This is a genomic window from Streptomyces sp. NPDC104367, from assembly GCF_055583825.1.
This window is the reverse complement of the sequence record NZ_JBVJND010000049.1, coordinates 40,040-59,878: the sequence shown is the minus strand read 5'-3', so window position 1 is coordinate 59,878 and position 19,839 is coordinate 40,040. Positions and strand designations below refer to the sequence as shown.

Genomic DNA, 19,839 nt, shown 5'->3' with positions numbered 1-19,839 from the left:
GTTGTCGTACTGGTTGAACCTGCGCATGTCGGGATCCTGCCTCAGGATGCTGTGTTCACCGTGGGTACCGACATCTGCAACGTGTGACGCCGGACACACCGAAGCCCCGCTCACCAGCTCCGAAGAACCGGTGAGCGGGGCCCGTACCGCCCCGGGCAGTCCTGTGACTCCAGGACTCCTCCGACGGGCGGTGCCTCGTCCTCCTGAGCTGCCCGGCGCTGGAGGACGAGAAGTCGCGGGCGCCTCCCCGCTCCGTCGGCGGGGGTATGGAGCGGGGAGGGCTTTGGGACGCTAGCGGGGGTGTGGGGAGACAGCCGACCTCATCAGCCTCTACCCGAGCCACCCCCGCTGCGCCCTCCGTGGTCGACGCACAGGCGCCGGCCACGGGTCTCTAGGGCCGATTCAGCCTCGGGGGCACGCTGAACCCCTTCGAGGTGACGAGACGGAACCGGTCGTGCGTCGGGTGCTGCCGTACGTGCTCCGTCGCCCACGCCGCGTAGTCCGTCGGCTCCTCGCTGTCGGCGGGGTTCCGGATCTCCACGCACTGGGCGCACTCGGCCCACACGCGCGGCTTGATCTCGTCCAGCTCCGACTGCGAGAGGACGGTCGGGAAGGGGTTGGTGCGCGTTGTCACTTCTCCCCCTCCTCGACCTTGTGCCGGCCCATCAGAATGCGGAAGTCGAGGGCGGCCGACGGGTTGTAATCAGGGGAGTGCGGGTCGCTCGCGGCATCGATCTGGCGCTGAAACCCTGCACACACCTGGCACCCCGAATCAGGCTCGGGAGGGCGGCACGTCGTCGGGTCAGAACGATGGACCGGCACCGATCTCAGGACTTTCTCTAACGCCATCCCTCCACCTCCCGTAATCAGGCACACGACAGCACCACACAGACCGTGTTCCGTCACTCGCCGTGCGCGGAATGGCACGTCTAGTGTGGCCAGTATCGGCCCGGGAATGCAACCCGACAGAGAAAACAGCAAAATTGCAATCTCCTCGCTGTGCTCGATCACTCACTGTGGAAAGCTGTAGCCACACGCCGACAGGGTGCGAAGAATGGGTACAGAAGGGGGTGCGATGCCAGAGCCGACAGTTCGAGCGAGACGACTTGGATCGGAGTTGCGCCAACTGCGTGAGACGGCCGGGCTGAAGCTCGAAGACGTCACGGACCGGACGGGGCTGCCCAAGTCGAAGGTGAGCCGTGTCGAGTCCGGACGCCTCGGGGTCAAGCCGCCCGATCTTGACGCTCTCCTCGACCTCTACGACGTCACCGGGGCCGACCGTCGCGATGCCCTCCACGCCCTTGCCCGAGACGGCCGCAAGCGCGGGTGGTGGCAGACCTACGCCGACATCATCTCGCCGGCCTACGCGGACTTGATCAGTCTTGAGTCCGTCGCCGTCAACATGCGGACCTTCGAGTCGACGCTCATCCCGGGACTCCTTCAGACCTCCTCGTACGCACGCGCGACGATCAAGGCGATCAACATGACGTCGACCGACGGCGAGGTTGATGCGCTCGTCGAAGTCCGCATGGCGCGCCAGGCCGTGCTTACCCGGCCCGACCCCCTCCATCTGTGGGCCGTCATCCATGAAGCAGCGCTCCGCCCCAGGGTGGCCAGCGCCCCACAGATGATGACTGAGCAGCTTCAGAAGCTGCTAGACATTGCCAGGCTTCCGCACGTATCGATACAGGTTCTTCCGCTTGACGCACCACCTCACGTGGGCATGAGCGGGAGTTTCGCCGTCGTCGGGTTCCCGGAGACGTCTGCTCTCGACGTCGTCCTCCTGGAGCATCTGACGTCGGCACTCTATGTAGAGGACGCTGCGGAGGTGAGTCGGTACGGGACGGCCTTTGAGCACTTGAGAGCGGCGGCCCTCCCGTTCGACCAATCAGCCGACCTCATTGCAACCTTGAAGGACAACACCCAATGACCAGGATCAACGACGCATCCGCGTCCGGCTTCGCGTGGTCGAAGTCGTCGTACAGCGGTGGTAACAACAACTGCGTGGAGGTGGCCCGCGGCGCCCTCCCTGCGGCTCTCCCCGTCCGTGACAGCAAGGTGCCCGCGGGTCCTGCCGTCGTGTTCGGTGACCCCGGATGGGGCGCCTTCGTCGACGCCCTGAAGAGCGGCGATCTGGCCTGACGCACAACGCAAAAGGCCCCCGCCGGATCATCCCGGCGGGGGCTGTGTGGTGTTACGGCTTCCTCTTCGACCTGCCGGCCACGACCGGGGCCAGGCACTCGGGGCAGAGGGGGTTGCCGCCGATGCCGTAGCGGATTGTCGGCTGGTGGCACTTGGTACAGGGGCCGGTCTGGGAGGTCATGGGGTCAGGGTACGCCGACCGGTTCCGTGCTGCGTGTCCTCGGGACGGAGCCCGTTTCGGGCGACGTTCATGGCATGCTGCCGGGTAAGGCTCATCCCCAGGTTGGTCCCGTCCATGGCCTCCAGATCCGCAGCCACCTCATCACGGACGTGCTGACGGTGGGCAGCGACCAGGGCCGTTCCGTCCCACCCGGTCCGCGCAAAGAAGTCCAGGAGGTCACGGTCGCCTTCGTTCGGCTCCCGCCCCTCCGCCTCGTCGGCCGCGCGGAGGAGAGCAGCGGCAAGCTCGCGCGCCTGCGCGGGGGTGTACTCGTCAGGGCCGTACTCGTCCGACGCAGATCCGAAGTCGTAGACGACGCCAGGCTTCATCCACGGGTACGACTGGTCGGGGCCGGAAGTCTCGACGGTGTACGGCGCGTCCGTGGAATCTCGGTACTCGATCTTCATCGTCATCTCCTCACGCGCCCACGGGGCGCAGGTTGTACAGGCCACGGACCTCGTCCAGGTCGACCCGCGGCCCGTTGACGGTGGTGTGCTTGGTGAGGCGGGGACGGTCACCGTTGGCAGCACCGCGGATCGTCACGGGGTCGACGCCGACGAGGTCAGCAGCCTCCCGGTACGTGACGAGAACGGGCTTCTGAGCGACGTTCACGGGCTCCGTGACCTCTTCCTCCACCGACTCCCCCACAGGCGCTCCAGTGGCCTCCTGTGCCCCCTCGTCGGCCGTGTGTGCCTTACGCGAGTGGACGAGGAGCGAGCCACCGAAGAACGCGAGCACGGGCCAGCCGGCGACGAGGATGCGGAGTGCCGTCGGCGCGTGCTCCAGGTCGACGACGCCGGACGTCGCAATGTTGGCGCCCATGGACGCCGCGAGAGACAGGAAGAACCACACCCGGGGCGCCCTTGTCGACTCCCCCTCGGCGGCCTCCCGGATCTGCTTCCACGCCATGACCAGCAAGAGGTCAACGCTCACCGGGTAGGCCCACGCCTTCCAACCCGTCTGTCCGGCAGCCTCCGCGACGTCGTGGATATGGGCGAAGGACAGAGCGGCGGCTATGACGGCCTGGATCAGCAGCGGGTCACGCAGGTTGGCTCTCATGGCTCCTCGTCAGTGTGCGTGGTTCGTGAGTGGCTGGTGTATTGGAGCCCCTGTCACCGTAATTGACAGGGGCTCAGCGGGGGCTCAGTAGCTCCGACGTGCGTTGCGCTTCTGCGCGCGGAGGCGGTCGGCCTTGAACCCCAGGGTTCGGGTGGCGCCCCACTCGTCGGCGCCGTTGATGATGCGCGAGAGCATGCGCTCCGACATGTCGTCGATGGTGCCCTCCGCCTCCATCTCGCGCTTCATGACGAGACGGGTCTCCGTCTTCGCGTCGCCGGTCCCGTAGAACCACACGAGGTAGGCGGAGTCACCGAAGGTGTCGACGACGACACCCTTACGGACCCCGGTGTTCTCCATCGCCACGACGCGCGGGGCGCGAACGATGGTGCCGGCCTCGATGGTGGCGGTCGTGGCGTTCATGGGAACCTCCGGGGAGGTTGGGGAGGGACCGTGTGTCCCTCGCGTCGAGATGACTATGACATAGTCGTGTCGACCGACACAACCCCCATCGTCCGACCAACGCAAGTCGACTCACGTTGCCTCCACGATCAGCGCCGCAACCGCCGGCCGCTTCCCGCCCCGGCTGACCACGTGCCCTCCGCGGACCCGCGTCACCTCGTCGCCCTGGCGCTGAGCCTGGAGGAGGAAGTGAAGCCGCGCGTCCTCGTCGACGAGCACGGAGGGGCCGTTCTCGAACGTCAGGCGGAACACTGCGGGTCGCTCACGCTGCGCGTGACGGTCAGCGGGTAGTCGGCGCCGATGGTGGCGTCTCCTCCCCCGACGAACCGGATGTGGACGTGGTTCCTGGCCGCGGGGAAGGCGGGACTCTCGGCAACCCGCAGGTGCGTGTGAAGGACGAAGACGTCGCCGGGGCGTATCTGGCGGGCGGTGACGTCGAGCGTCTGCGGCGAGTTGATGCGGGGCCGGCCACCGTACTCCTGGGCGAAGCGGATGCCGTCGGCGACCTTCAGGACCGCGAGGCGGTCCTTCGCCTCCTCGCCGCTCAGGAGCTCGACGTTCAGCGTCTCCTTCATGGGGTTGTAGCGGTAGGTCTCGAACCTGAGGGCATCGCCTTCGCGCGTGACTCGCACTCTGGTGCCGTCTCCGGGCTTGTAGATCATGACTCCTCCTCAGAACCAGGAACGAACGGCCAGGACGATGCCAGCCCAGAACGCCAGGCCGGCCAGACAGACGAGAGTCCAGGCGAGGACGACGCGCCACGCTTCGTGGTCCATCACGCGCTCGTCTTCCGAGCCGCGTCCACAAGGAGCGCGTCATACTCGCTCCAGAGCCCCAGGAACTCCACGACGTCGGTGAACAAGGCGAACAGTGTCGGGGTCTGGCTTCCCATGAAGTCGACCTTCCCCGACGGCCAGGTGACCAGCCACATGACCCCCATTCCCCTGACTCGGTACATGCGCAGCGCCCCCGTGGGGGACGTCCACTGAGCAACCATGGTGACGCGCGGCAACTTGCGGAACCCCATACGGCTCTCCTCCTCAGTGTGCTTGTGAGCTCTTAAGTGCGGGTTACCGCCCCGCTCCCCGGCATATCGGCCTAGGTGACGTTCTGCGGTCCCTGCGTCTCGACGCAGGGATTGCGCTCCGGCCACCTACCGGGCCCGTTCGTGCCCCGCCGCGGATTCGAACCGCGCGCCCGCCGGCACTGGGGGGGTGCCGGGTGGTTGGGCGTGTGCCTCTGCGGGGCGTGTTGCTAGGCGTAGCGCTTGCGGTAGACCATGTTCGACGCGAGCAACTCCCTGCCCTGCGGGCTCCGGACGTTGCGCTCCGCACCGCGCGTGCGCTTCTCATCGAGCTGCCGGACCATGCCGTACCGGTGCGTGCGGAGGAACGTCCGCTTCATCGCCTTGACCTTCATGTCTCCTCCTACGGCCTGCCTCCTCAGCGCGGGTAGGCCATGCCCCGCGGACGCCCCGGAGGGCGTTTCGGCTATTAGGGGTTCAGTGCCGACCAAACCCGCCGTACTGGTTCGCCGCTGGCACCTCGTAGTCGTCTGGCAGACCGACCTTCCATGGCTCCGCGCCGCTCCCCTTGCAGAAGGGCGCGTTCGGGTCTTGAGGGAGGGATCCGGTCACTCCGATACGTCCGGAGTCGGCACGCTCGCGGTGCTTCCGCATCGTGCCGTCCTGACGAAGCTTGCCGGCCCACCCGCAGTAAGCGCAGGTGTCGTATCCGTCGTCCACGTCAGTTCCCCTAGGCGGTTCGACGGACGCTACGGCCATACCAGTCAGCAGCGCGCAGGCGGGCGGTGAGGCCGTAAGTGCGGCTTTTTCCGCCCTCGAAGACCCGGACAGGGCTCGGGTTGTCCAGTCGCACGGTCACGGTCTTGGCCGTGATTGCAGTAACGGTTCCCGTACGGTCGATCAGGTCGCCGGACCCGCCGTATCCGTTGTCTCGGGTGGTGAAGGTGAGCCGGTCACCAACGCTCACATCACCGAACCCGACCGGCTCTGCCTGCATCTCGTCCCCTCCCCCGGGGCGCCCCGTATGGAGCGCCCCTCTGCGTCAGTGCCTTGCGATGTGATGACTATGGCACAGTCGTGTCGGTCGACACAAGTCCCTGTGGCGGAGGAACGTCAGTCGACTTGCGTTACTCGCCGGCCAGGAAGCGGGCCAGGGCGATGACGTCGGTGGCGGTGTAGTCCGTGCCGTACAAGAGCTCCGCGGCTCGCGTGGCGAGATCGTCGCGCGTGCAGGGCGTTTCGTCGGCCGGCTCGTCCTTCGGCTCGTCGACGAGCTCCAGCTCCGCGACGTGGATGTTCCCACCCTGCTCCATCTCCACGTTGTACGGGTGCATGTCGCCCCTCCACTCCCGCCAGTTCTCGGAGGTGGACGTCACCGTGCCCGTCTCGCCGTGGGCCCACTCCGCGAAGGTGGCGCGGAGGACGCGGACCTTGTCACCCACCTGCGGGGTTCGCGTCGGGGCGGCCTCGGTGACGAGCTCCAGGCCGTTGCCGATGTGCGTGGGGTTGAAGTACCACAACGTGTCGTCGCCGATCGTCTGTACTTCGAAGTAGCCGACATGGTGTGACACGACCTCGACCACGTCACCGCGACCCACAGTTGCACTGTTCAGTCCGGTTCGGGTGATTGTGTAGCGGGTGCCGATGCCGGGAAGTACGGCTTCCTTCACCTCCTCCGCCGGCTTCTCTCCCCCGTCGATCTCGTCGGCCAGGGCGAGGATGCCGCGGGCGAAGGTGCGGGCGTTGGTGAGGTCCGCGTAGGCAGAGACCTCGAATTCATTGTGGCGGTAGGCCCGAAGGGCGATCTCACCGCCCGAACGCTCGGCGACCATGTAGTCGTTCGCGTCCTCGTTGCAGGTGAGCTTGTTCTTGGTCATGTTCTCTCCTCAGTGTCAGGTACTAGCGTCAGTCGACTTGCGCTGGTCGGTCAGAGGATCTCGATGAAGAAACCTTCGAGCGGCATTGAGTCGCTCCGGTCCTCCACCGCGTACAACACGTCGTCGCCCCAGAGGGCAGCCTCGTCGGGGCGGATGCCCTGGAGGTCGTAGTCGTCGAGGGAGGGAAGTCGGTTCATGGTTGTCGCTCCGGTTCGAGTAGGGAGTGAGTTGCTTACGCTGCTGCGGCTATCGGGGCCGACGAGATCACGCTGTTCACGTGACTACTCACGGACGCCACGCGACGGGCACTCTCGCAGCCCCGGATGCGCAGCATGCGCAGGACGGGACGGGAGACACCGAGATGGCCGGCCACCTCAGCGTCGGGGAGCGGCTCCATGCCGACGCCGTAGAAGGCGCGGAGTGCGTAGGACTTGCGCTGTGAGATCTGCGTCATGAGCCACCGGGCGTAGTCCCTGCGTTCCAGGGGGATGGTCACGTCGGATTCGGGGTCGGCGATGACGTCGGCCAGAGTCAGATTGTCGTTCGCGCCGTTCCGGTCACCACGGTCGTCCACGACGCGATCGAAGCTCTCCGTTCCCGCCAGTGCCTCCACGGTGGCGAGGAAGCGCTCCCGCTCCATGCGCCCCTTACCCAGCTCAGCGCCGGACAGGGCCAGCCATGCCGTCTCGACGTCCCCGTCCGCCTCCCACAGCGCACGTCGCACACGCAGGGCGGCCGACGGGTCGATGCTCAGCGCCGTCGTGTTGCGTACGTGCTCCTCGCGGATCCGTCGGCGAGCGGCCTGGAACACGAAGCTCGTCAGCTTGGCGGACGAGGCGTCCGAGTCGTAGTCGTGAACGTGCTGGATCAGGACGGCCCGCGCCTCCTGGAGGAGATCCTCCTCGTCCTCCCGGGTCGCCCCCGGGGCCGACGACCGGATCATGCTCTTCAGCATGGGGTCGAAGGCTTCGATGACCGCCCACATGGCGTCGGAGTCGCCGGCTTGCGCGTCCTTGATCTGCTCGTCCGTGACGGTGACTCGGCTCATGCTGTCTCCTGTGTGAGTGGCTCTTGTACTTACGTAATGGGGCGCAGACGACCAGATGTATCAGTCGACTTTTGTGATGTGGGTCACACACGTTTTGAGGTAAACGAAAGCCCCCGTCCCGCGTCGGAACGGGGGCTACCAGTGCCAGTCGACTGACGCTGATCAGGCGGCGAGGTTGAAGATGTCCAGTCCGCAGGCCTCAGCTATCGTCACGTCGGCAACGGCATGGGGGCACTTCTCCCACCCGGTGAGGCAGTAGAGCGCCGATGCCGTCGCCCAGTCGCCCTCCACGTCGTACGCGGGGACGGCGCCATAGAAGCCTGCCATCTCCGCCAGGAACTCCGCCTCTTCGTCGGTGCCTTGCGGTCCTGTGAGTACGATCAACGTTCCCCCTGAACTGCCGGATCGGGACTCTCCCCCTCCCACCGGGCGAGAGCTCGATCCATGGATGCGGTGACGCCTCGAACTACCGCTATCGCGTAGGGGAGTTGCTCGACGCCGTTCTTCAGTTCTTCGTGAAGAGCGCCACGGCACTCGTCGAGCGCCACGGCTTCCGTCGGGCGGGATGGTCCGCTTGCGCGACGTCCCCCGTCCGCATCCACTCCGGCCCGTCGGCGAGCCGGCATGGTAACTGCGTCGCCGTAGGCGTAAGCGAACTGCCGGAGCTCTGAAGACGCTCGATCAAGTGCGTCCAGAAGTGCGACTAGTTGTCCGTCTGCGACGTGATCAGGACTGTAGGTCACCAAACCTCCGCGGGCAATTGCCATGCGGCCGGAACAAGTCCAGCCATTGGCCTGGATTGGGTGGCTTTGACCGTTTCCGAATACCCGGGCATCTAACCGGTTTCTTACGGTAAGACGACTTCACCTGGGGTTATGTCGACCGACACAGCACGGAAGCGGATCATCCACCGTTATGAAGCTGTTACGTTGTGAACGATGTGTGCAGGTGTCGAAGGGGTGTCAGATGTCGCTACGTGACCGACTGGTCGTCAGCTGTGAAGCTCTGACCTTGGGTTTGTGACAGCCATTCCGTGACGTCCCGATCAGACTTCATCCGGTTGCACCATGCACACGACGGAGCGAGGTTGGACCACTCGTGAAGACCACCTGTCGCAAGCGGACGAACATGGTCCACCTCCGCTACAACCTTTTGCCCGAATGCGGCGTCACAGTAGACGCATGACCACTCCTCCGCCTCCTCCCACCGTCGCAGAGCGTCACGGCGGGAGGGGTGAAGGGGCGGTTCCGGGGTCCGGAGAGAGGGCGTGGCCAGGATGGGACGAGGCACGGGCCGCACAGCAGAGGGACGGAATCCCGCCACCGTGCGGCCAACTGCCGTCAAGCGGACGGAGCTTGGTGGCGCAGGCCGTACGGGCGTCACGCGGCTAGCCCGACGCTCGCGTACCACTCGTCCTCCCGGGTGCGGAGTGCGTGGTCGTACTTACCGTCAGGGGTCTTCATGTACAGCGACCCCCATGACCGGCCACCGACCTCCGGGTCCGTGTCGAGCGGCACGCCGAAGAAGTCCATCCGCATGGCCTCCCCGACCGCCTTCGCCACGTCCTCCACCACGTCGACCGGGGCCGACCCGAGGCATTCGTCATGGATCGGGAGGAGGAGGTACTCCGTCAGGCCAAGGTCATGCATGTTGAGCAGCGCCTGACAGAGGACGTCACGAGCCGTCGACTGAACTGCGTAGTTGGTCGCTGCGTAGACCCGGTCACGGTCCAGCGGAACGCGTCGGCCCGTCGGCGTGATGACGACGAAGCCGTTCGCGCGCGCTTGTCGCTGCACCCGGTTCGCGTACCGCTTGATGCCGGGGTACACCCGGTCATACGCCGCAATGGCAACCTTCACTTCGGCTATGGGCGCACCGGTCTGGCGGGACAACGTCGTCGCTCCGCCTCCATAGACCTTGCCGAACCCGACGCCCTTACCCATCTTGCGGTGCGCCTTCGTGAAGTCGGGCCCCCAGATGAGCTCTGCGGTGAAGTCGTGGAGGTCGCGCCCCGCTGCGATGGCACGCTTCATCGTCGTTTCGTCCGCCAGGGCCGCCAGGACGCGCATCTCGACTGCGGAATAGTCCACGGAGAAGATTCGGTGTCCCGGATCAGCCAGGATTCCCCGCCGTACGCGCCAGTCAGACGACGGGAGCTGCTGCGCTGGGAAGCCCGAGATGGACATCCGCGCCGTCCGCGCCTGAAGACCGTTGATCTTCGCGTGAAGCCGCCCGTTGACGTCGAGGTCGTCGCGCATGACGAGGCCGTACGACGTCCGCCACTTCCCCGCCCGCTTACTGCGGAGGACGGCGTCCGCAAGAGGGTTCGGCGTCCGCGCCCCGCGTGGCTGCCACTGCTGGTCAAGGTCCGCCAGGTCGAGCAAGACGGACTTGTCCACCTTCAGGGCGCCACTGTCAGTGGTCTCGGTCAGCTTCTCCCCCATGCCTATGAGAGCCGCAGAGACCTGCTTCGGAGCGTTGACCGACGTGACGCCGTACTTCGCAGCCTTGCCGGCGTGGAGCTGTGCCTCGTCCCCGAGTTGGTCGACGAGGCCACGCACGTACTCCTGATCGACGAGCATCCCCCGGCGCTCCATGAGCGCGCAGATGTACAGCACACGGTGCTCGAAGTCCACCAGTGCCTGACGGACACCGACCTTGCGGAGTCGCTCCTCCCCGACTGGCAGCCACCGGGACACAAGGATCGCGTCAAGTCCGGCGTACTGGAGGTAGGTGGGGTGGTTGATGTCGATCTTCCGCCACCCCGTGGCCTTCGTCTCCCCGATGGACCGGAAGACGGCAGTGAGGTCTTCCTGCGTGTCCGGTGCCGACGGGTCAACGTCCTTCGCGCAGAGCTCCTTAAGGCGCAGCCCGTATCCGCCTTCGTGCCGGGGTCGCGAATCGAACAGATGGGCGATAATCTTCGAGTCGGTCACCTTGGGGGCCATCGCTCCCAAGGGCACGTCAAGATGCCGATCCAGGACGAGCATGTCGAAGGTGGCGTTGTGGAAGACGAGTCGAGGCAGCACGTCGAACGCCCATCGGGCAGCCTCCGCGTTGCGGTCGGACACTTCGGTCTGGATGACCCACGCGTCCCGCTTGTCGCCGAACTGGGCAGTGCGGAGGCGGTACGTCGGGGAGAAGGTGTCGAGCCCTGTGGTCTCCGTGTCCGCACCGGTCATCTCGCCGGCCGACGCCTTGCGCTCCGTCCACCGCCGGAACTCGTCGAGATCCGCGGCCGTCTCGGGGACGCGGGTCATCGTCTCTTCACCCGCGATGGTGTAGGGGAAGTACTTCACGCTGCCTCCTTTGTCTGCCCGAAGATGTCTGTGTCGGCCGGCTGGTCGGAAGAGCCGTCGTCGACCTCCGCAAGTCGACTAGCAGAGGCCCGCTCGTCGTCCGTCATGAGCCGGAGGCCGTTGAAGCCCCATGCCCCCTTGCGCTTGTCTTTCTTGAACCCGCGGCTCTCCAACTCGACGGCAAGCGCCCATCCCGACAGCTTCTCCTTGCGGTCGAGTCCTGCGTCCTCCGCCCATTCCGCGTAGGTCCGACGGATGGCCATTGGAGCAACTCGGGCGTCGTCCTCGCGGACGGTGCAGGCGTTGAGGAACTCCTGGAGCCGGTCTTCGGACTCGCGGTACGCCGTCGTAGCCGCCGACACCGACGCGGGCTCATTCAGTCCGTGTGCGAACCATTCGACGGAGCCTCGAACGGCCCACGCGAGGATGCCCTCCGACTCCGCCCTGAGCTTCGCCTGGAGCTGCGGATCCTGCTTCGGACCGTCGAACACGGCCTCCCACGGGATGAGCTTGACACGCCTCCAAATGCCGTAGTCCTGACTCAGGATGGCCGGCTTGTAGTTCGTCTCCACTTGAAGGAGGAACTGTGGGCGGTAAGAGAACAGGTTCTGGTGCAAGAAGCGAGTGGTGATGATGTTGCCATCGCCAGTCAGGCGCTTGATGAGCGGTTCCGCAAGCCGTGCATACTTCTCACTCTCCGATGCCAGCACCATGCGATAGCCACGTAGGCGGGCGAGCCCCGGGGACGGTGCTCCCTCCTCCGGCGTCTTCTCGAACGTCGTGAACTCGCTGTTCTGCACGACGCCCTTGAAGACGTGGCTCGTCGTCGACGTGTACACGGTCTTGCCGTTCTTGCCACCTCCGTGATGAATCACGAACAGCTGCTCACTCGTGTAGCCAGTGATCCCGTAGCCCGTAAGGCGTTGGACGAACGAAGGCATCTCCGGGTGGTTCGGAAACACCTCCCGGAGGAACTGTTCCCACCTGTCAGCCCTGGCCTCCGGCCGGAACGCCACCTCCAAACGCTTCGTGATCAGGTCAGCGGGATCGTGCGGACGCAGTTCTCCAGTGCGCAGGTTGATCGTCCCGTTCAACACGGACAGCAGATCGTCGTGTGCGTCGAACGACATGGCGTCTACGGGAACGCCAGGGACAGCCGGGAGCTCCTTCAGGACGGCGTCGATGCTGCGGTTGGTGAGTGCCTTCAAGGCCAGTCGGCGCTTCGAGTCGTCGCCCGACGCAATCAGCTCCGCGCCCAGAAGGTGCAGCGACTCCCGCACCTTTTCCCCGCCAGGCGCCCACACCTTCCCGTCCCAGCAGAGGAAGCCCAGCCCCTTGGCGTGTCGGACTCCCCCGCCGTCCCGAGCGATGAAGTCACGCAGCATAACGGCAATGCCAACGTCGGTGTTGTCGAACATCTGCCGCGCAGACATATCCATCGTCGCCAGGGCTGCGTCAGTCGCTGGGATGCTGTCTTCTACGTCCATCGACGCCACTGGCGTCTCCTCCAGCGCCACGACTACCGCAGATCGGACGGCTCGATGTAGTTCCGCCGGGAACGCCTCGGGGTCCCGCTCGCGCCAGTCGGTCAGGTCGTCGCCCTCGTTCGGGATCTCCAGGCGCCGCACCATCACCCCGGCCTTGACCAGAGCAACGGCAAGGGAGTCAGTGAACCCTGCCCCTGCCCGATCACGGTCGCCGGCGATGACGACGTCCAGGTCCCGGAGACCGTCGGCGAGCTCCGCCACAAGAGCAGCATTCCGGGCTAGTCCGGCTCCACGGACAGCTACAGCGTCATACCCCGCTCCGACGGCGCTGAGGGCGTCTCCAGGCCCCTCACAGACGAGCACTGTGTCAAACCCTGCGCCACTCCGTAGGACGCCCCACTTGGCCCACGTACGGCCGTCCACGTTGCTCAGGGAGACCCATCGGGCGGGGCACGCCCCGCCTATGTCCCGGCCTTGCAGGCCACGGGCCACACCGTCGAATCCGTAGAATGGGACAGTGACTCTTGGATGCCGTGTGAACCCGCGGGAGAGCCACGGCTGGGGACGGCGTCCCGGAACTGCGTAGCCAACGCCCAGGTCTTCCGCCAGTTCCGCCGTGATGCCGAACCGATTCTGGAGGTAGCTTCGTGCCGCCTCCGCGCCTTCCCCGCTCAGTGCTGCCGACGTCTCGTCGACGAGCGCCCGCAGCCCTGCCACCTCCGCGATGCCGACAGACTCCGGCGCCTTCGCGCTGACGGTGCTCGCGCCCAGGTCGTTGACGACGTCGAAGAGGTCGGCCTCCCGGATGCGCATCTTGTCGAGGACGTCGCTCTTCGCGCACCCGGTGCGGCACACCATGAGAAGCATCCCGTCGGCCTTCAACGTCAGCTTCAGCGACGGCGTCCGACGGTCGTTGTGCGAAGGGCAGAGCGCTGTATGCCCGTCGTGATCCTCCGTCACCCCGTCGAGCCGCCCGAGGATTTCCGACAGTCGCAAGGTCTCTCCCCTCTCCAGTTGTCATGCCGAAAGGGGCGCCCCGAAGGGACGCCCCTGTCAGTTGCTCGTGCTAGTTGTTTGACGCGTTACGCGTTGTCAGGCACGCGCTCCGTCTTGATTGGCCCCGTGTGGAAGAGCGTGTAGTCCGCGTGCTTGTCACCGCGCAGGAGGGCGATGTCGACGCACTCCTCCGGGTCGCGGTCCGTCTCCACGTCGAACTCCAGAATGGCCGTGAACGTGATCCGCGTCTTCACGCTGCCTCCTCGACAGGCTTCAGTGGGCCGCCCCAGCGCTCCAGGGTTTCGAATGATGGCTCTCGCCAGTACCCGCCTTCCGGGTCCGGGCTGTGGTACGTGCCGTCAGGCTGCTCGGTCCAGACCATGCCGTCGGTGCAGACGAACTGCTTCACGCTGCCTCCCGAAGCTCCGCGTCGATGTCGAACCACCGGTCAAAGGCCGCGCCCTGGAGGGCTTCCTCCATGGCCTTCAACCGGTTCATCAGCCGTACGTCCGTGCGCAAGTCCCTCACGACGTAGCCGTCAGCGGCGCCCTTCATGCGGCGCTTCACCACGGCACAGCCGAACGGCTGGCCAGCGTGGACAGCTTCCCGGTTGGCCTGCGCGATGTAATCGGAGAGTGTGATCGTCTTCTCCGCCTTCGCCTCAAGGGCGTGGAGGTAGTAGCCGTCGATGTCGCCAATGTCGCAGGCGCCCATCTGTACGTTCCGATGGACGCCCGGGTTGTGGTTCTCGCGCAGGTAGCCGACGATAGCCGACTCCCACGCGGTGCCCTTAGCCTTCGCTGGGTTGCTCGATGTCCTCACCTCTCTTGACCCAGACTTCGACGAGCTCTGAACCGTCCGAACGCTCGATGACCTCCGGTTCGGACTGCACCGTCCACACCTGGCCTCTGTACGTCAGGACGTCCTCGTCTCTCTGGTCGGTCACCGGTACCACCTCTCTCCGTCCACCGTCCGCCTTATCGTACGCGCGTTCGATATTGGGCGGGCACTGCTGACTACAAGTCAACGAGTGATCCGGGAGGCGGATGCGAATCCCCGCCATGTCTCCACGAATGTGGAGCTACTGGGGTGTAGCTGTCGAGGGTGGATCTTGCTACCAGATGTCGCGCGTGATGACGAGAGCCTCACCGTTGTCGAGGGAGTCCACGAGCTCGATGATTGCTGCCGCAGCCCCCAGCTCCTCACCGTCGGTAAAAGAGTGCTGTTCCTGACCCCGCTGTAGGGCGGGGAGATTGATCTCCAGCCGACTGGCACCGGTCGTCGTCTCGTGGATGTTGATGCGGCTCACTGGCTCTTCCTCCACGGCAGTTCGTCGGCCGGCGTCCCGGCCTCGACTCGGAACAGGAGCTCCCACCCGTCGGCAGTGCGCTCGTAGATCTCGCCTCCGCGGACCCCGGAGAATCCGGCTTCCCAGCCAACGGCAAGTTTGGCCAGGCCGATTCCGGCGTGGCACTTAACCGCTGGTCGACGGTCCGGAATGATCGTGGCGAAGGCATCCGCCCGCAGCTTCGGGTGGTACATCCTGCACTGCGCCGCCATGTTGCTCATCCTTCCTCCGTCTCCCTCATGAGCTCCTCCGTGATCCAGTAGGCGTACACGCTGCGGGGCTTGTCGAACTCCACCGGCTCCTGATCGGGGAGGGGGATGACGCGCCGGGTGTTGGGCTCCTGGAGGACGGTCACTCGACGTCCTCCCACGTCGTCGTTGCCTTCTGGATCTGCCCGCGGACGAAGCCATTGTGAGGCCACCCGTACTTGTTCGGGGTGTGCGCCGTCAGCTGTCCCCGGGCGGCTCCCAGAGTGTTGTACGGACCGTACGACGTGGTGAACTCCGGACCGTCGAAGAGGACGCGCTCGTTGTCCGGGCCGAACTGACCACGAACCCAGTCGGGGTTATCGCGGCGCTCTCGGCAGGTGATGAGGACGCGGTAGACGTCCTGGTCGTCGCCGACCATCCGGCGTGCCATCAGTCCTCCTCCTCCTCGTCCGCGTTGCCGAACGAAAGGTCGCTCTGGTAGGCGCCCGTAACGAAGTGGATCTCGTACGTCTCCACACACCGAACGGCGGGATCTGCGCGGAGATCCTCGACGAGCTTCCGAGGGTTGTCGGTGGTCTCGGACTCCGGGTCCTCGCTGCCCTTGTAGTAGACGCGAACCCGGTATGTCCCGCCGTCGAAGACGCCCATCAGCCGTCGCCCTTCGCCACGCTGTACGCCATGTCCAGCGCGTCACGAACTTCACGGCTGCTCATCTCGTCGCCGTGCGCACCCTCCCGGAGCTTCTCCTGAAGTTCGCAGATGTCCGACGCCACCTGATCGCGGACGGCCGACTCGATGTCTGAGACCACTCCCGCGTGCCGGTACGACTTGTCGCCGTACCACTGCTCGAACTCCTCCCACGCGGCGGGCGTGATGTCGAACTCCTCGCCATCTCCCTGGACGATCACTAGCTCTCCTCTCGATTCATCACGTGCACCAGCGCGCCCCGGACGAACGCCACGCCGACGGCCTCCCACACCTTCGGGAAGTCCTTCCGGCTCGTCGCGTCGGGGCGGATGTAGATCAGGTCCCCCGTGCCGGCCGCCCGGACGTCGCCAAGGGCGGGGGCCGTGGCGGAGTCGATGACGTGGAGGGCGCCGGTCACTCGGATTCGTCCAGGTCCACCAGGAGGGCCTTCGCACCGTCCATGTCCTCCACTCGGCCGAAGTTCTCGATCAGCTCCAACCCCCTGCACACGATGCCGAACTCCTGTCTGCTCAGCTCCACGACCACGGTTTCCGGGATGCGTACCTTCGCCACGTGCTCTCTCCTCTCCGTCCTCCTACGCCGAAAGCCCCCGGGACCGAAGTCACCGGGGGCTGAGGGTCAGGCGTTGACGCGGGTGAGGGGGCCGTAGTTCTCGACGGCCCATGGCAGAGTGGCGCTGGTGACGTCGGGGTCTTCGCCGTGCCAGGCAGCATGGGCCACGCCGTCAATGAGCTTGATGCGCATCACGTCGCCGTCCTTGTCGCAGTACTTCGCGGCCAGGTCGTACGTCACGCCGTCGACGGTGTACGTGTTCTCGTCCTCGACGCGCTCTACGGCGTCGACCCACCAACGCCCGTTGTCCGGGTCACCGTGGCTACCGGTTCCGGTACCGAACTTGATGAGGTACCGACGCGTGCCCGCGCCGATGCGCGTCACCTCCCCCACAAGTCCCACGAACTGCCCGGTACGGAGTTCCGCGTCATCCTTCACCACACGCACCCGGTCGCCGACCTCGATGGGGTCGGGCTCGACGACCTTGCGGAGGTCTGCCTCGATCGGCGTGAAGTGCCTGCCGTCGACTTCGGCCACCCAGAAGGCGTTGCCCTGGAGGCGAGAGACGAACGGGCCGGCGACGAGGATGCCTTCCTTGTCGCGGAGTGAGCCGTCCGACGTCACCTTGTCGCCGATGGCGAACTTCGGGGGTTCGGGGATGGCGGAGAGCCACGCGCCGCGCATCTCCTGACACTTTCCGTCGCAAACGTCGACGAGGTAGTAGCCGTTCAGGTACGTTCCGTACTTCCGGTACGGGCCGAACGTGACCTCTCCGGCCATGCCAGTACTGCCGTTCCGAACCTTCTGCCCCACCGCGAAGTCGCTCACTTGCCCTCCCCCTTCGTGTCGCCGATGACGACCACGTGTTCCGCGCCGATGACCTGCGTCACCAGCGTCTTGCGGGCCGACACGCCGGACTCGCGTCCCGTCGGCTGGACCTTCAGCTTCGGGACGACGCGACCGGAGGACTTGTCGCTCATGGTCTCGACGACCACGGCCTCCGTGTTGCGGACCCGGTTGCCCCGACGGGTCGGATACGCGATCAGCCGGCCGGGCTTGATGACGGCGCCGGTGAAGTCGGTGAGGTCTGCCTTAGCCATTACTGCTCTCCTCTGTGTGCACTTCCGTGTGTGCGCCCTGCTCCATGAGTTCCTTGAACGCGTAGTACGCCTGCCGAGGCACCACGCCGTTGCCGATCGCGTGCAGTTGCTGCCCTCTGCTCAGCCCTGGTGTGTCTGTCACCCACCCGCCGGGGAGGCCCATAAGCCACTCCGCGAACCGGGCGGCCAGGCGCCTCCCCCCGCGCGGCCCCACCTCCGTGGGAATCGGCGCCTCCCGGTCCATCCACGCCTCCTGACGTCGGATGGCCGGCTCGTACGGACCCCAGTCCTGTACCAAGCCATCGGGCTCGGGAATCAGGTACGTGACCTCGTCGTCCAGCGTGGGCCCGTGCCCGCCCGCCTTGCGCTTGTCGGGGTGCTGTGCGGCGCCGTTGGTCCCCAAGTTGGCCGTGGGCGTCTTGAGGAGCACTACTTGTGTCTCCAGACGCGTCTGGTTCTTGGGGTTGTCCAGCCGCCCAGGTCCGTTCGCCGACGAGGCTCGGGGGGTTCCGAAGAATTTGATGGGTTCGGCAAGCGTGAGAACCACTTCGTTCAGCGGGCGGGAGTTCCTGCCGTGCAGATTGGAAGCGCCAGGCTTCCAGTCACGTGCCGTCGGGGTCGGCAGGAGCACGCGAACGGCGTCCGTCAGGGTGGGGCCGTACCCGCTCCCGTAAGGCGTGCCGTCTGCCCGGAAGTTCGCCGTCCCTCTTGCGTCGGCAGCCGTCGGGGTCGGGAGGAGGTGCACGACCATGCTCGGCAACGCGTCGTACTCGCCCTTCCCGTTCCGCTGGTTGGGGCCCCCGTGCGGGCCGTCAGACGCCTTCGGAGTGGGGAACAGCGGGAGTCGCGAACCCGAACCACCGGCTCCTGTGGTGAGCTGCGCCGACGTCGGAAGCTCGTAGAGTCGTCCACCGGAGGTCATACCCGACTTCGGCCAGGTCTTGGGCGACAACGTCGAGCCCCCGGGTTCGGATGACTGCGACGTTCTCCAGGAAGACGTACTTCGGTCGAAGTGTCCCAACAGCTTCGGCAACTTGCTTCCAGATCCCCGACCGCTTCCCACTGATGCCCTCTCTCCTACCGGCGTTGCTGATGTCCTGGCAGGGGAACCCTGCGGTGATGACGTCGATGTGACCGACCAATGCGCCCCAGTCGTACTTTGTGACGTCTCCGATGTTCTCGGCCTCAGGGAACCGGTCCTCCAGGATCTTGCAGGCGTGCTTGGTTACCTCCGCAACGTGGGTGACTTGGCCATCTATCAGGGGCTCTACGGCCAGGCCGATACCCCCGTAACCCGCACACAGCTCCAGGATTGTCGGCTTAGTCGTTTCTGGATCGGACACCGTCTCTCCTCTGTGGTGTGCGTAGAATCGTGTGCAGAGGGCGGCTCCCTGCCGTAATCAGGGAGCCGCCCTCTCGTACCCGTGCTAACGCGAGTGGATCACGCTGCCTTGTCGAGCTCCGCGGCGTCCTCCGCCGGACCGAAGACCTTGATCTCCGGGACGTTGTAGGAGATCAGCTGCCCGGCCCGCGGGCCCTTCTGCGGGGTGTAGCTGACGTTCTTGATCGTCAGGGAGGCGGAGACCGGGACGCCCTCGACGCCGTTCTCCTCGTCGCCCGAGTTGCCGTACTTGTCGAGCTCCTTGAAGAGCGGGCCCAGCACCTCGACGAGCTTCCACGAGCCGGAGTTGAAGCGGAACTTGCCCAGCTGCGGGGCGTCGGCGAGACGGAACTCCACGTCGACGGACGGCTTCGGACCACGCTTCTGCTGCGCCCGGAGCTTGCGCTCCGCGATCAGGGAGGGGCAGCCGCACGCGGTGCCCTTGTCCTCCTCCGGCGACAGGTACTGGAACCCGTCGCAGTGGTGGGTCATGCCGGCGCCGGGCTCGAACTTCTTGAAGGACGCGTCGACGCCGTCCGGCTCGATGATGATCGGAACCGTCTTCGACGTGGTCAGGACTTCGAGGTTGTCCTCCTTGTCCGTCTCCCACGGCTCCGCGAGACCACCGAGGAGCTCCGCCACCTTCGCGGCGACGCTCGGGTCGCCGGTCGTCACGCGCCACTCGTTCAGCGACTCGGGCTGGTCCTGGTTGCCGATCTTGACCAGCCGGCCGGAGCGGAAGCGGCCCACGGTGTCGGAGTCGAAGGTGGTGCGCTCCTTCGGAGCGGCGTCGGGGTCGGCGTCCCAGATGGAGGAGAGGTTGTTCGCCATGCGTGAGTGCCTTTCGCAGAGGGTGTGTGAGTGCTGGTGTGCGGCCGTCGTATCGGCCCTACACCTTTGTTATGGGGCGCAGAGGGGCAGATGTATCAG

37 protein-coding genes and 1 other RNA gene are annotated in these 19,839 nt (G+C 65.9%); 2 read left to right on the top strand and 36 right to left on the bottom strand.

Going from position 1 to position 19,839, the window contains the following annotated elements:
* Positions 1-391: 391 nt before the first annotated feature.
* Together ACZ619_RS42405 and ACZ619_RS42400 are read right to left on the bottom strand one after the other, a co-directional pair.
* Entirely contained in the window at positions 392-634 is a 243-nt protein-coding gene (locus ACZ619_RS42405; RefSeq protein WP_469611134.1) for a DUF7848 domain-containing protein, read from the bottom strand.
* On the bottom strand, positions 631-759 hold the full coding sequence (locus ACZ619_RS42400) for a hypothetical protein (RefSeq protein WP_469611132.1): 129 nt from the start codon (positions 757-759) through the stop codon (positions 631-633). The genes ACZ619_RS42405 and ACZ619_RS42400 overlap by 4 nt, the downstream gene beginning before the upstream one ends.
* 316 nt (positions 760-1,075) lie before the next feature.
* Between ACZ619_RS42400 and ACZ619_RS42395 the strand changes: the two genes are divergently transcribed.
* Complete coding sequence (locus ACZ619_RS42395) at positions 1,076-1,930, top strand: Scr1 family TA system antitoxin-like transcriptional regulator (RefSeq protein ID WP_469611131.1); 855 nt, start codon at positions 1,076-1,078, stop codon at positions 1,928-1,930.
* On the top strand, positions 1,927-2,142 hold the full coding sequence (locus ACZ619_RS42390; RefSeq protein ID WP_469611129.1) for a DUF397 domain-containing protein: 216 nt from the start codon (positions 1,927-1,929) through the stop codon (positions 2,140-2,142). Before ACZ619_RS42395 ends, ACZ619_RS42390 begins: the two co-directional genes overlap by 4 nt.
* A gap of 52 nt (positions 2,143-2,194) precedes the next feature.
* On the opposite strand, the gene ACZ619_RS42385 is transcribed toward ACZ619_RS42390, so the two are convergent.
* The 34 genes from ACZ619_RS42385 to ACZ619_RS42220 all read right to left on the bottom strand — a co-directional run bounded on the left by ACZ619_RS42385 (position 2,195) and on the right by ACZ619_RS42220 (position 19,740).
* A complete protein-coding gene (locus ACZ619_RS42385) occupies positions 2,195-2,323 on the bottom strand; it encodes a hypothetical protein (RefSeq protein WP_469611127.1) in 129 nt (42 codons plus the stop codon).
* Complete coding sequence (locus ACZ619_RS42380) at positions 2,320-2,769, bottom strand: hypothetical protein (protein ID WP_469611125.1); 450 nt, start codon at positions 2,767-2,769, stop codon at positions 2,320-2,322. The genes ACZ619_RS42385 and ACZ619_RS42380 overlap by 4 nt, the downstream gene beginning before the upstream one ends.
* Positions 2,770-2,779: 10 nt before the next feature.
* Entirely contained in the window at positions 2,780-3,421 is a 642-nt protein-coding gene (locus ACZ619_RS42375; RefSeq protein ID WP_469611123.1) for a DUF2637 domain-containing protein, read from the bottom strand.
* A gap of 84 nt (positions 3,422-3,505) precedes the next feature.
* A complete protein-coding gene (locus ACZ619_RS42370) occupies positions 3,506-3,841 on the bottom strand; it encodes a DUF6409 family protein (RefSeq protein WP_469611121.1) in 336 nt (111 codons plus the stop codon).
* Positions 3,842-3,952: 111 nt separating this feature from the next.
* A complete protein-coding gene (locus ACZ619_RS42365) occupies positions 3,953-4,132 on the bottom strand; it encodes a hypothetical protein (RefSeq protein WP_469611119.1) in 180 nt (59 codons plus the stop codon).
* A complete protein-coding gene (locus tag ACZ619_RS42360) occupies positions 4,120-4,542 on the bottom strand; it encodes a hypothetical protein (RefSeq protein WP_469611117.1) in 423 nt (140 codons plus the stop codon). Before ACZ619_RS42360 ends, ACZ619_RS42365 begins: the two co-directional genes overlap by 13 nt.
* 113 nt (positions 4,543-4,655) lie before the next feature.
* The gene (locus ACZ619_RS42355; RefSeq protein WP_469611115.1) at positions 4,656-4,907 is read right to left on the bottom strand and encodes a hypothetical protein; all 252 of its coding nucleotides are present in this window, start codon (positions 4,905-4,907) and stop codon (positions 4,656-4,658) included.
* Positions 4,908-5,134: 227 nt separating this feature from the next.
* Positions 5,135-5,299 carry a hypothetical protein gene (locus ACZ619_RS42350; protein ID WP_469611113.1) on the bottom strand — a complete coding sequence of 55 codons (165 nt, stop codon included), beginning with the start codon at positions 5,297-5,299 and terminating at the stop codon, positions 5,135-5,137.
* Between the two features lie 9 nt (positions 5,300-5,308).
* An RNA gene (locus tag ACZ619_RS42345) (hammerhead ribozyme type II) lies at positions 5,309-5,372 on the bottom strand.
* Positions 5,373-5,634: 262 nt separating this feature from the next.
* The gene (locus ACZ619_RS42340) at positions 5,635-5,901 is read right to left on the bottom strand and encodes a hypothetical protein (protein ID WP_469611112.1); all 267 of its coding nucleotides are present in this window, start codon (positions 5,899-5,901) and stop codon (positions 5,635-5,637) included.
* Positions 5,902-6,031: 130 nt separating this feature from the next.
* Positions 6,032-6,781, bottom strand: a complete 750-nt coding sequence (locus tag ACZ619_RS42335; RefSeq protein ID WP_469611110.1) for a hypothetical protein — start codon at positions 6,779-6,781, stop codon at positions 6,032-6,034.
* 50 nt (positions 6,782-6,831) lie between these two features.
* Entirely contained in the window at positions 6,832-6,978 is a 147-nt protein-coding gene (locus tag ACZ619_RS42330; protein ID WP_469611108.1) for a hypothetical protein, read from the bottom strand.
* Between the two features lie 35 nt (positions 6,979-7,013).
* Positions 7,014-7,829, bottom strand: a complete 816-nt coding sequence (locus ACZ619_RS42325) for a hypothetical protein (protein WP_469611106.1) — start codon at positions 7,827-7,829, stop codon at positions 7,014-7,016.
* A 162-nt stretch (positions 7,830-7,991) separates the two neighbouring features.
* Positions 7,992-8,156, bottom strand: a complete 165-nt coding sequence (locus tag ACZ619_RS42320) for a hypothetical protein (protein ID WP_469611104.1) — start codon at positions 8,154-8,156, stop codon at positions 7,992-7,994.
* Positions 8,157-8,209: 53 nt separating this feature from the next.
* Positions 8,210-8,596 (bottom strand): DUF7169 domain-containing protein, encoded by a 387-nt coding sequence (locus ACZ619_RS42315; RefSeq protein WP_469611103.1) that lies wholly within the window; start codon positions 8,594-8,596, stop codon positions 8,210-8,212.
* Positions 8,597-8,801: 205 nt separating this feature from the next.
* Positions 8,802-9,119 carry an HNH endonuclease gene (locus tag ACZ619_RS42310; RefSeq protein WP_469611101.1) on the bottom strand — a complete coding sequence of 106 codons (318 nt, stop codon included), beginning with the start codon at positions 9,117-9,119 and terminating at the stop codon, positions 8,802-8,804.
* Between the two features lie 89 nt (positions 9,120-9,208).
* Positions 9,209-11,128 (bottom strand): DNA polymerase, encoded by a 1,920-nt coding sequence (locus ACZ619_RS42305; protein WP_469611099.1) that lies wholly within the window; start codon positions 11,126-11,128, stop codon positions 9,209-9,211.
* Entirely contained in the window at positions 11,125-13,611 is a 2,487-nt protein-coding gene (locus ACZ619_RS42300; protein ID WP_469611097.1) for a phage/plasmid primase, P4 family, read from the bottom strand. The genes ACZ619_RS42305 and ACZ619_RS42300 overlap by 4 nt, the downstream gene beginning before the upstream one ends.
* Before the next feature lie 86 nt (positions 13,612-13,697).
* A complete protein-coding gene (locus ACZ619_RS42295; RefSeq protein WP_469611095.1) occupies positions 13,698-13,865 on the bottom strand; it encodes a hypothetical protein in 168 nt (55 codons plus the stop codon).
* Entirely contained in the window at positions 13,862-14,020 is a 159-nt protein-coding gene (locus tag ACZ619_RS42290; protein ID WP_469611093.1) for a hypothetical protein, read from the bottom strand. Before ACZ619_RS42290 ends, ACZ619_RS42295 begins: the two co-directional genes overlap by 4 nt.
* Entirely contained in the window at positions 14,017-14,433 is a 417-nt protein-coding gene (locus tag ACZ619_RS42285; protein WP_469611091.1) for a hypothetical protein, read from the bottom strand. Before ACZ619_RS42285 ends, ACZ619_RS42290 begins: the two co-directional genes overlap by 4 nt.
* Positions 14,434-14,725: 292 nt before the next feature.
* Positions 14,726-14,920, bottom strand: coding sequence for a hypothetical protein (locus ACZ619_RS42280; protein ID WP_469611089.1), 195 nt, complete (start codon positions 14,918-14,920; stop codon positions 14,726-14,728).
* Positions 14,917-15,180, bottom strand: a complete 264-nt coding sequence (locus tag ACZ619_RS42275; RefSeq protein WP_469611087.1) for a hypothetical protein — start codon at positions 15,178-15,180, stop codon at positions 14,917-14,919. Before ACZ619_RS42275 ends, ACZ619_RS42280 begins: the two co-directional genes overlap by 4 nt.
* A complete protein-coding gene (locus tag ACZ619_RS42270; RefSeq protein ID WP_469611085.1) occupies positions 15,177-15,314 on the bottom strand; it encodes a hypothetical protein in 138 nt (45 codons plus the stop codon). Before ACZ619_RS42270 ends, ACZ619_RS42275 begins: the two co-directional genes overlap by 4 nt.
* Positions 15,311-15,598, bottom strand: coding sequence for a hypothetical protein (locus tag ACZ619_RS42265; RefSeq protein WP_469611083.1), 288 nt, complete (start codon positions 15,596-15,598; stop codon positions 15,311-15,313). Before ACZ619_RS42265 ends, ACZ619_RS42270 begins: the two co-directional genes overlap by 4 nt.
* Entirely contained in the window at positions 15,598-15,816 is a 219-nt protein-coding gene (locus tag ACZ619_RS42260; RefSeq protein ID WP_469611081.1) for a hypothetical protein, read from the bottom strand. The genes ACZ619_RS42265 and ACZ619_RS42260 overlap by 1 nt, the downstream gene beginning before the upstream one ends.
* Complete coding sequence (locus ACZ619_RS42255; RefSeq protein ID WP_469611079.1) at positions 15,816-16,076, bottom strand: hypothetical protein; 261 nt, start codon at positions 16,074-16,076, stop codon at positions 15,816-15,818. Before ACZ619_RS42255 ends, ACZ619_RS42260 begins: the two co-directional genes overlap by 1 nt.
* Positions 16,076-16,273, bottom strand: a complete 198-nt coding sequence (locus ACZ619_RS42250; RefSeq protein WP_469611077.1) for a hypothetical protein — start codon at positions 16,271-16,273, stop codon at positions 16,076-16,078. Before ACZ619_RS42250 ends, ACZ619_RS42255 begins: the two co-directional genes overlap by 1 nt.
* Positions 16,270-16,428, bottom strand: a complete 159-nt coding sequence (locus ACZ619_RS42245; protein ID WP_469611075.1) for a hypothetical protein — start codon at positions 16,426-16,428, stop codon at positions 16,270-16,272. Before ACZ619_RS42245 ends, ACZ619_RS42250 begins: the two co-directional genes overlap by 4 nt.
* A gap of 66 nt (positions 16,429-16,494) precedes the next feature.
* Positions 16,495-17,256: a phiSA1p31-related protein gene (locus ACZ619_RS42240; RefSeq protein ID WP_469611073.1), complete on the bottom strand. Its 762-nt coding sequence runs from the start codon at positions 17,254-17,256 to the stop codon at positions 16,495-16,497.
* On the bottom strand, positions 17,253-17,528 hold the full coding sequence (locus ACZ619_RS42235) for a hypothetical protein (RefSeq protein WP_469611072.1): 276 nt from the start codon (positions 17,526-17,528) through the stop codon (positions 17,253-17,255). The genes ACZ619_RS42240 and ACZ619_RS42235 overlap by 4 nt, the downstream gene beginning before the upstream one ends.
* On the bottom strand, positions 17,521-18,159 hold the full coding sequence (locus tag ACZ619_RS42230) for a hypothetical protein (protein ID WP_469611070.1): 639 nt from the start codon (positions 18,157-18,159) through the stop codon (positions 17,521-17,523). Before ACZ619_RS42230 ends, ACZ619_RS42235 begins: the two co-directional genes overlap by 8 nt.
* A gap of 181 nt (positions 18,160-18,340) precedes the next feature.
* Complete coding sequence (locus ACZ619_RS42225; RefSeq protein ID WP_469611068.1) at positions 18,341-18,871, bottom strand: DNA cytosine methyltransferase; 531 nt, start codon at positions 18,869-18,871, stop codon at positions 18,341-18,343.
* 98 nt (positions 18,872-18,969) lie between these two features.
* Complete coding sequence (locus ACZ619_RS42220; RefSeq protein ID WP_469611066.1) at positions 18,970-19,740, bottom strand: recombination directionality factor; 771 nt, start codon at positions 19,738-19,740, stop codon at positions 18,970-18,972.
* Positions 19,741-19,839: the final 99 nt, after the last annotated feature.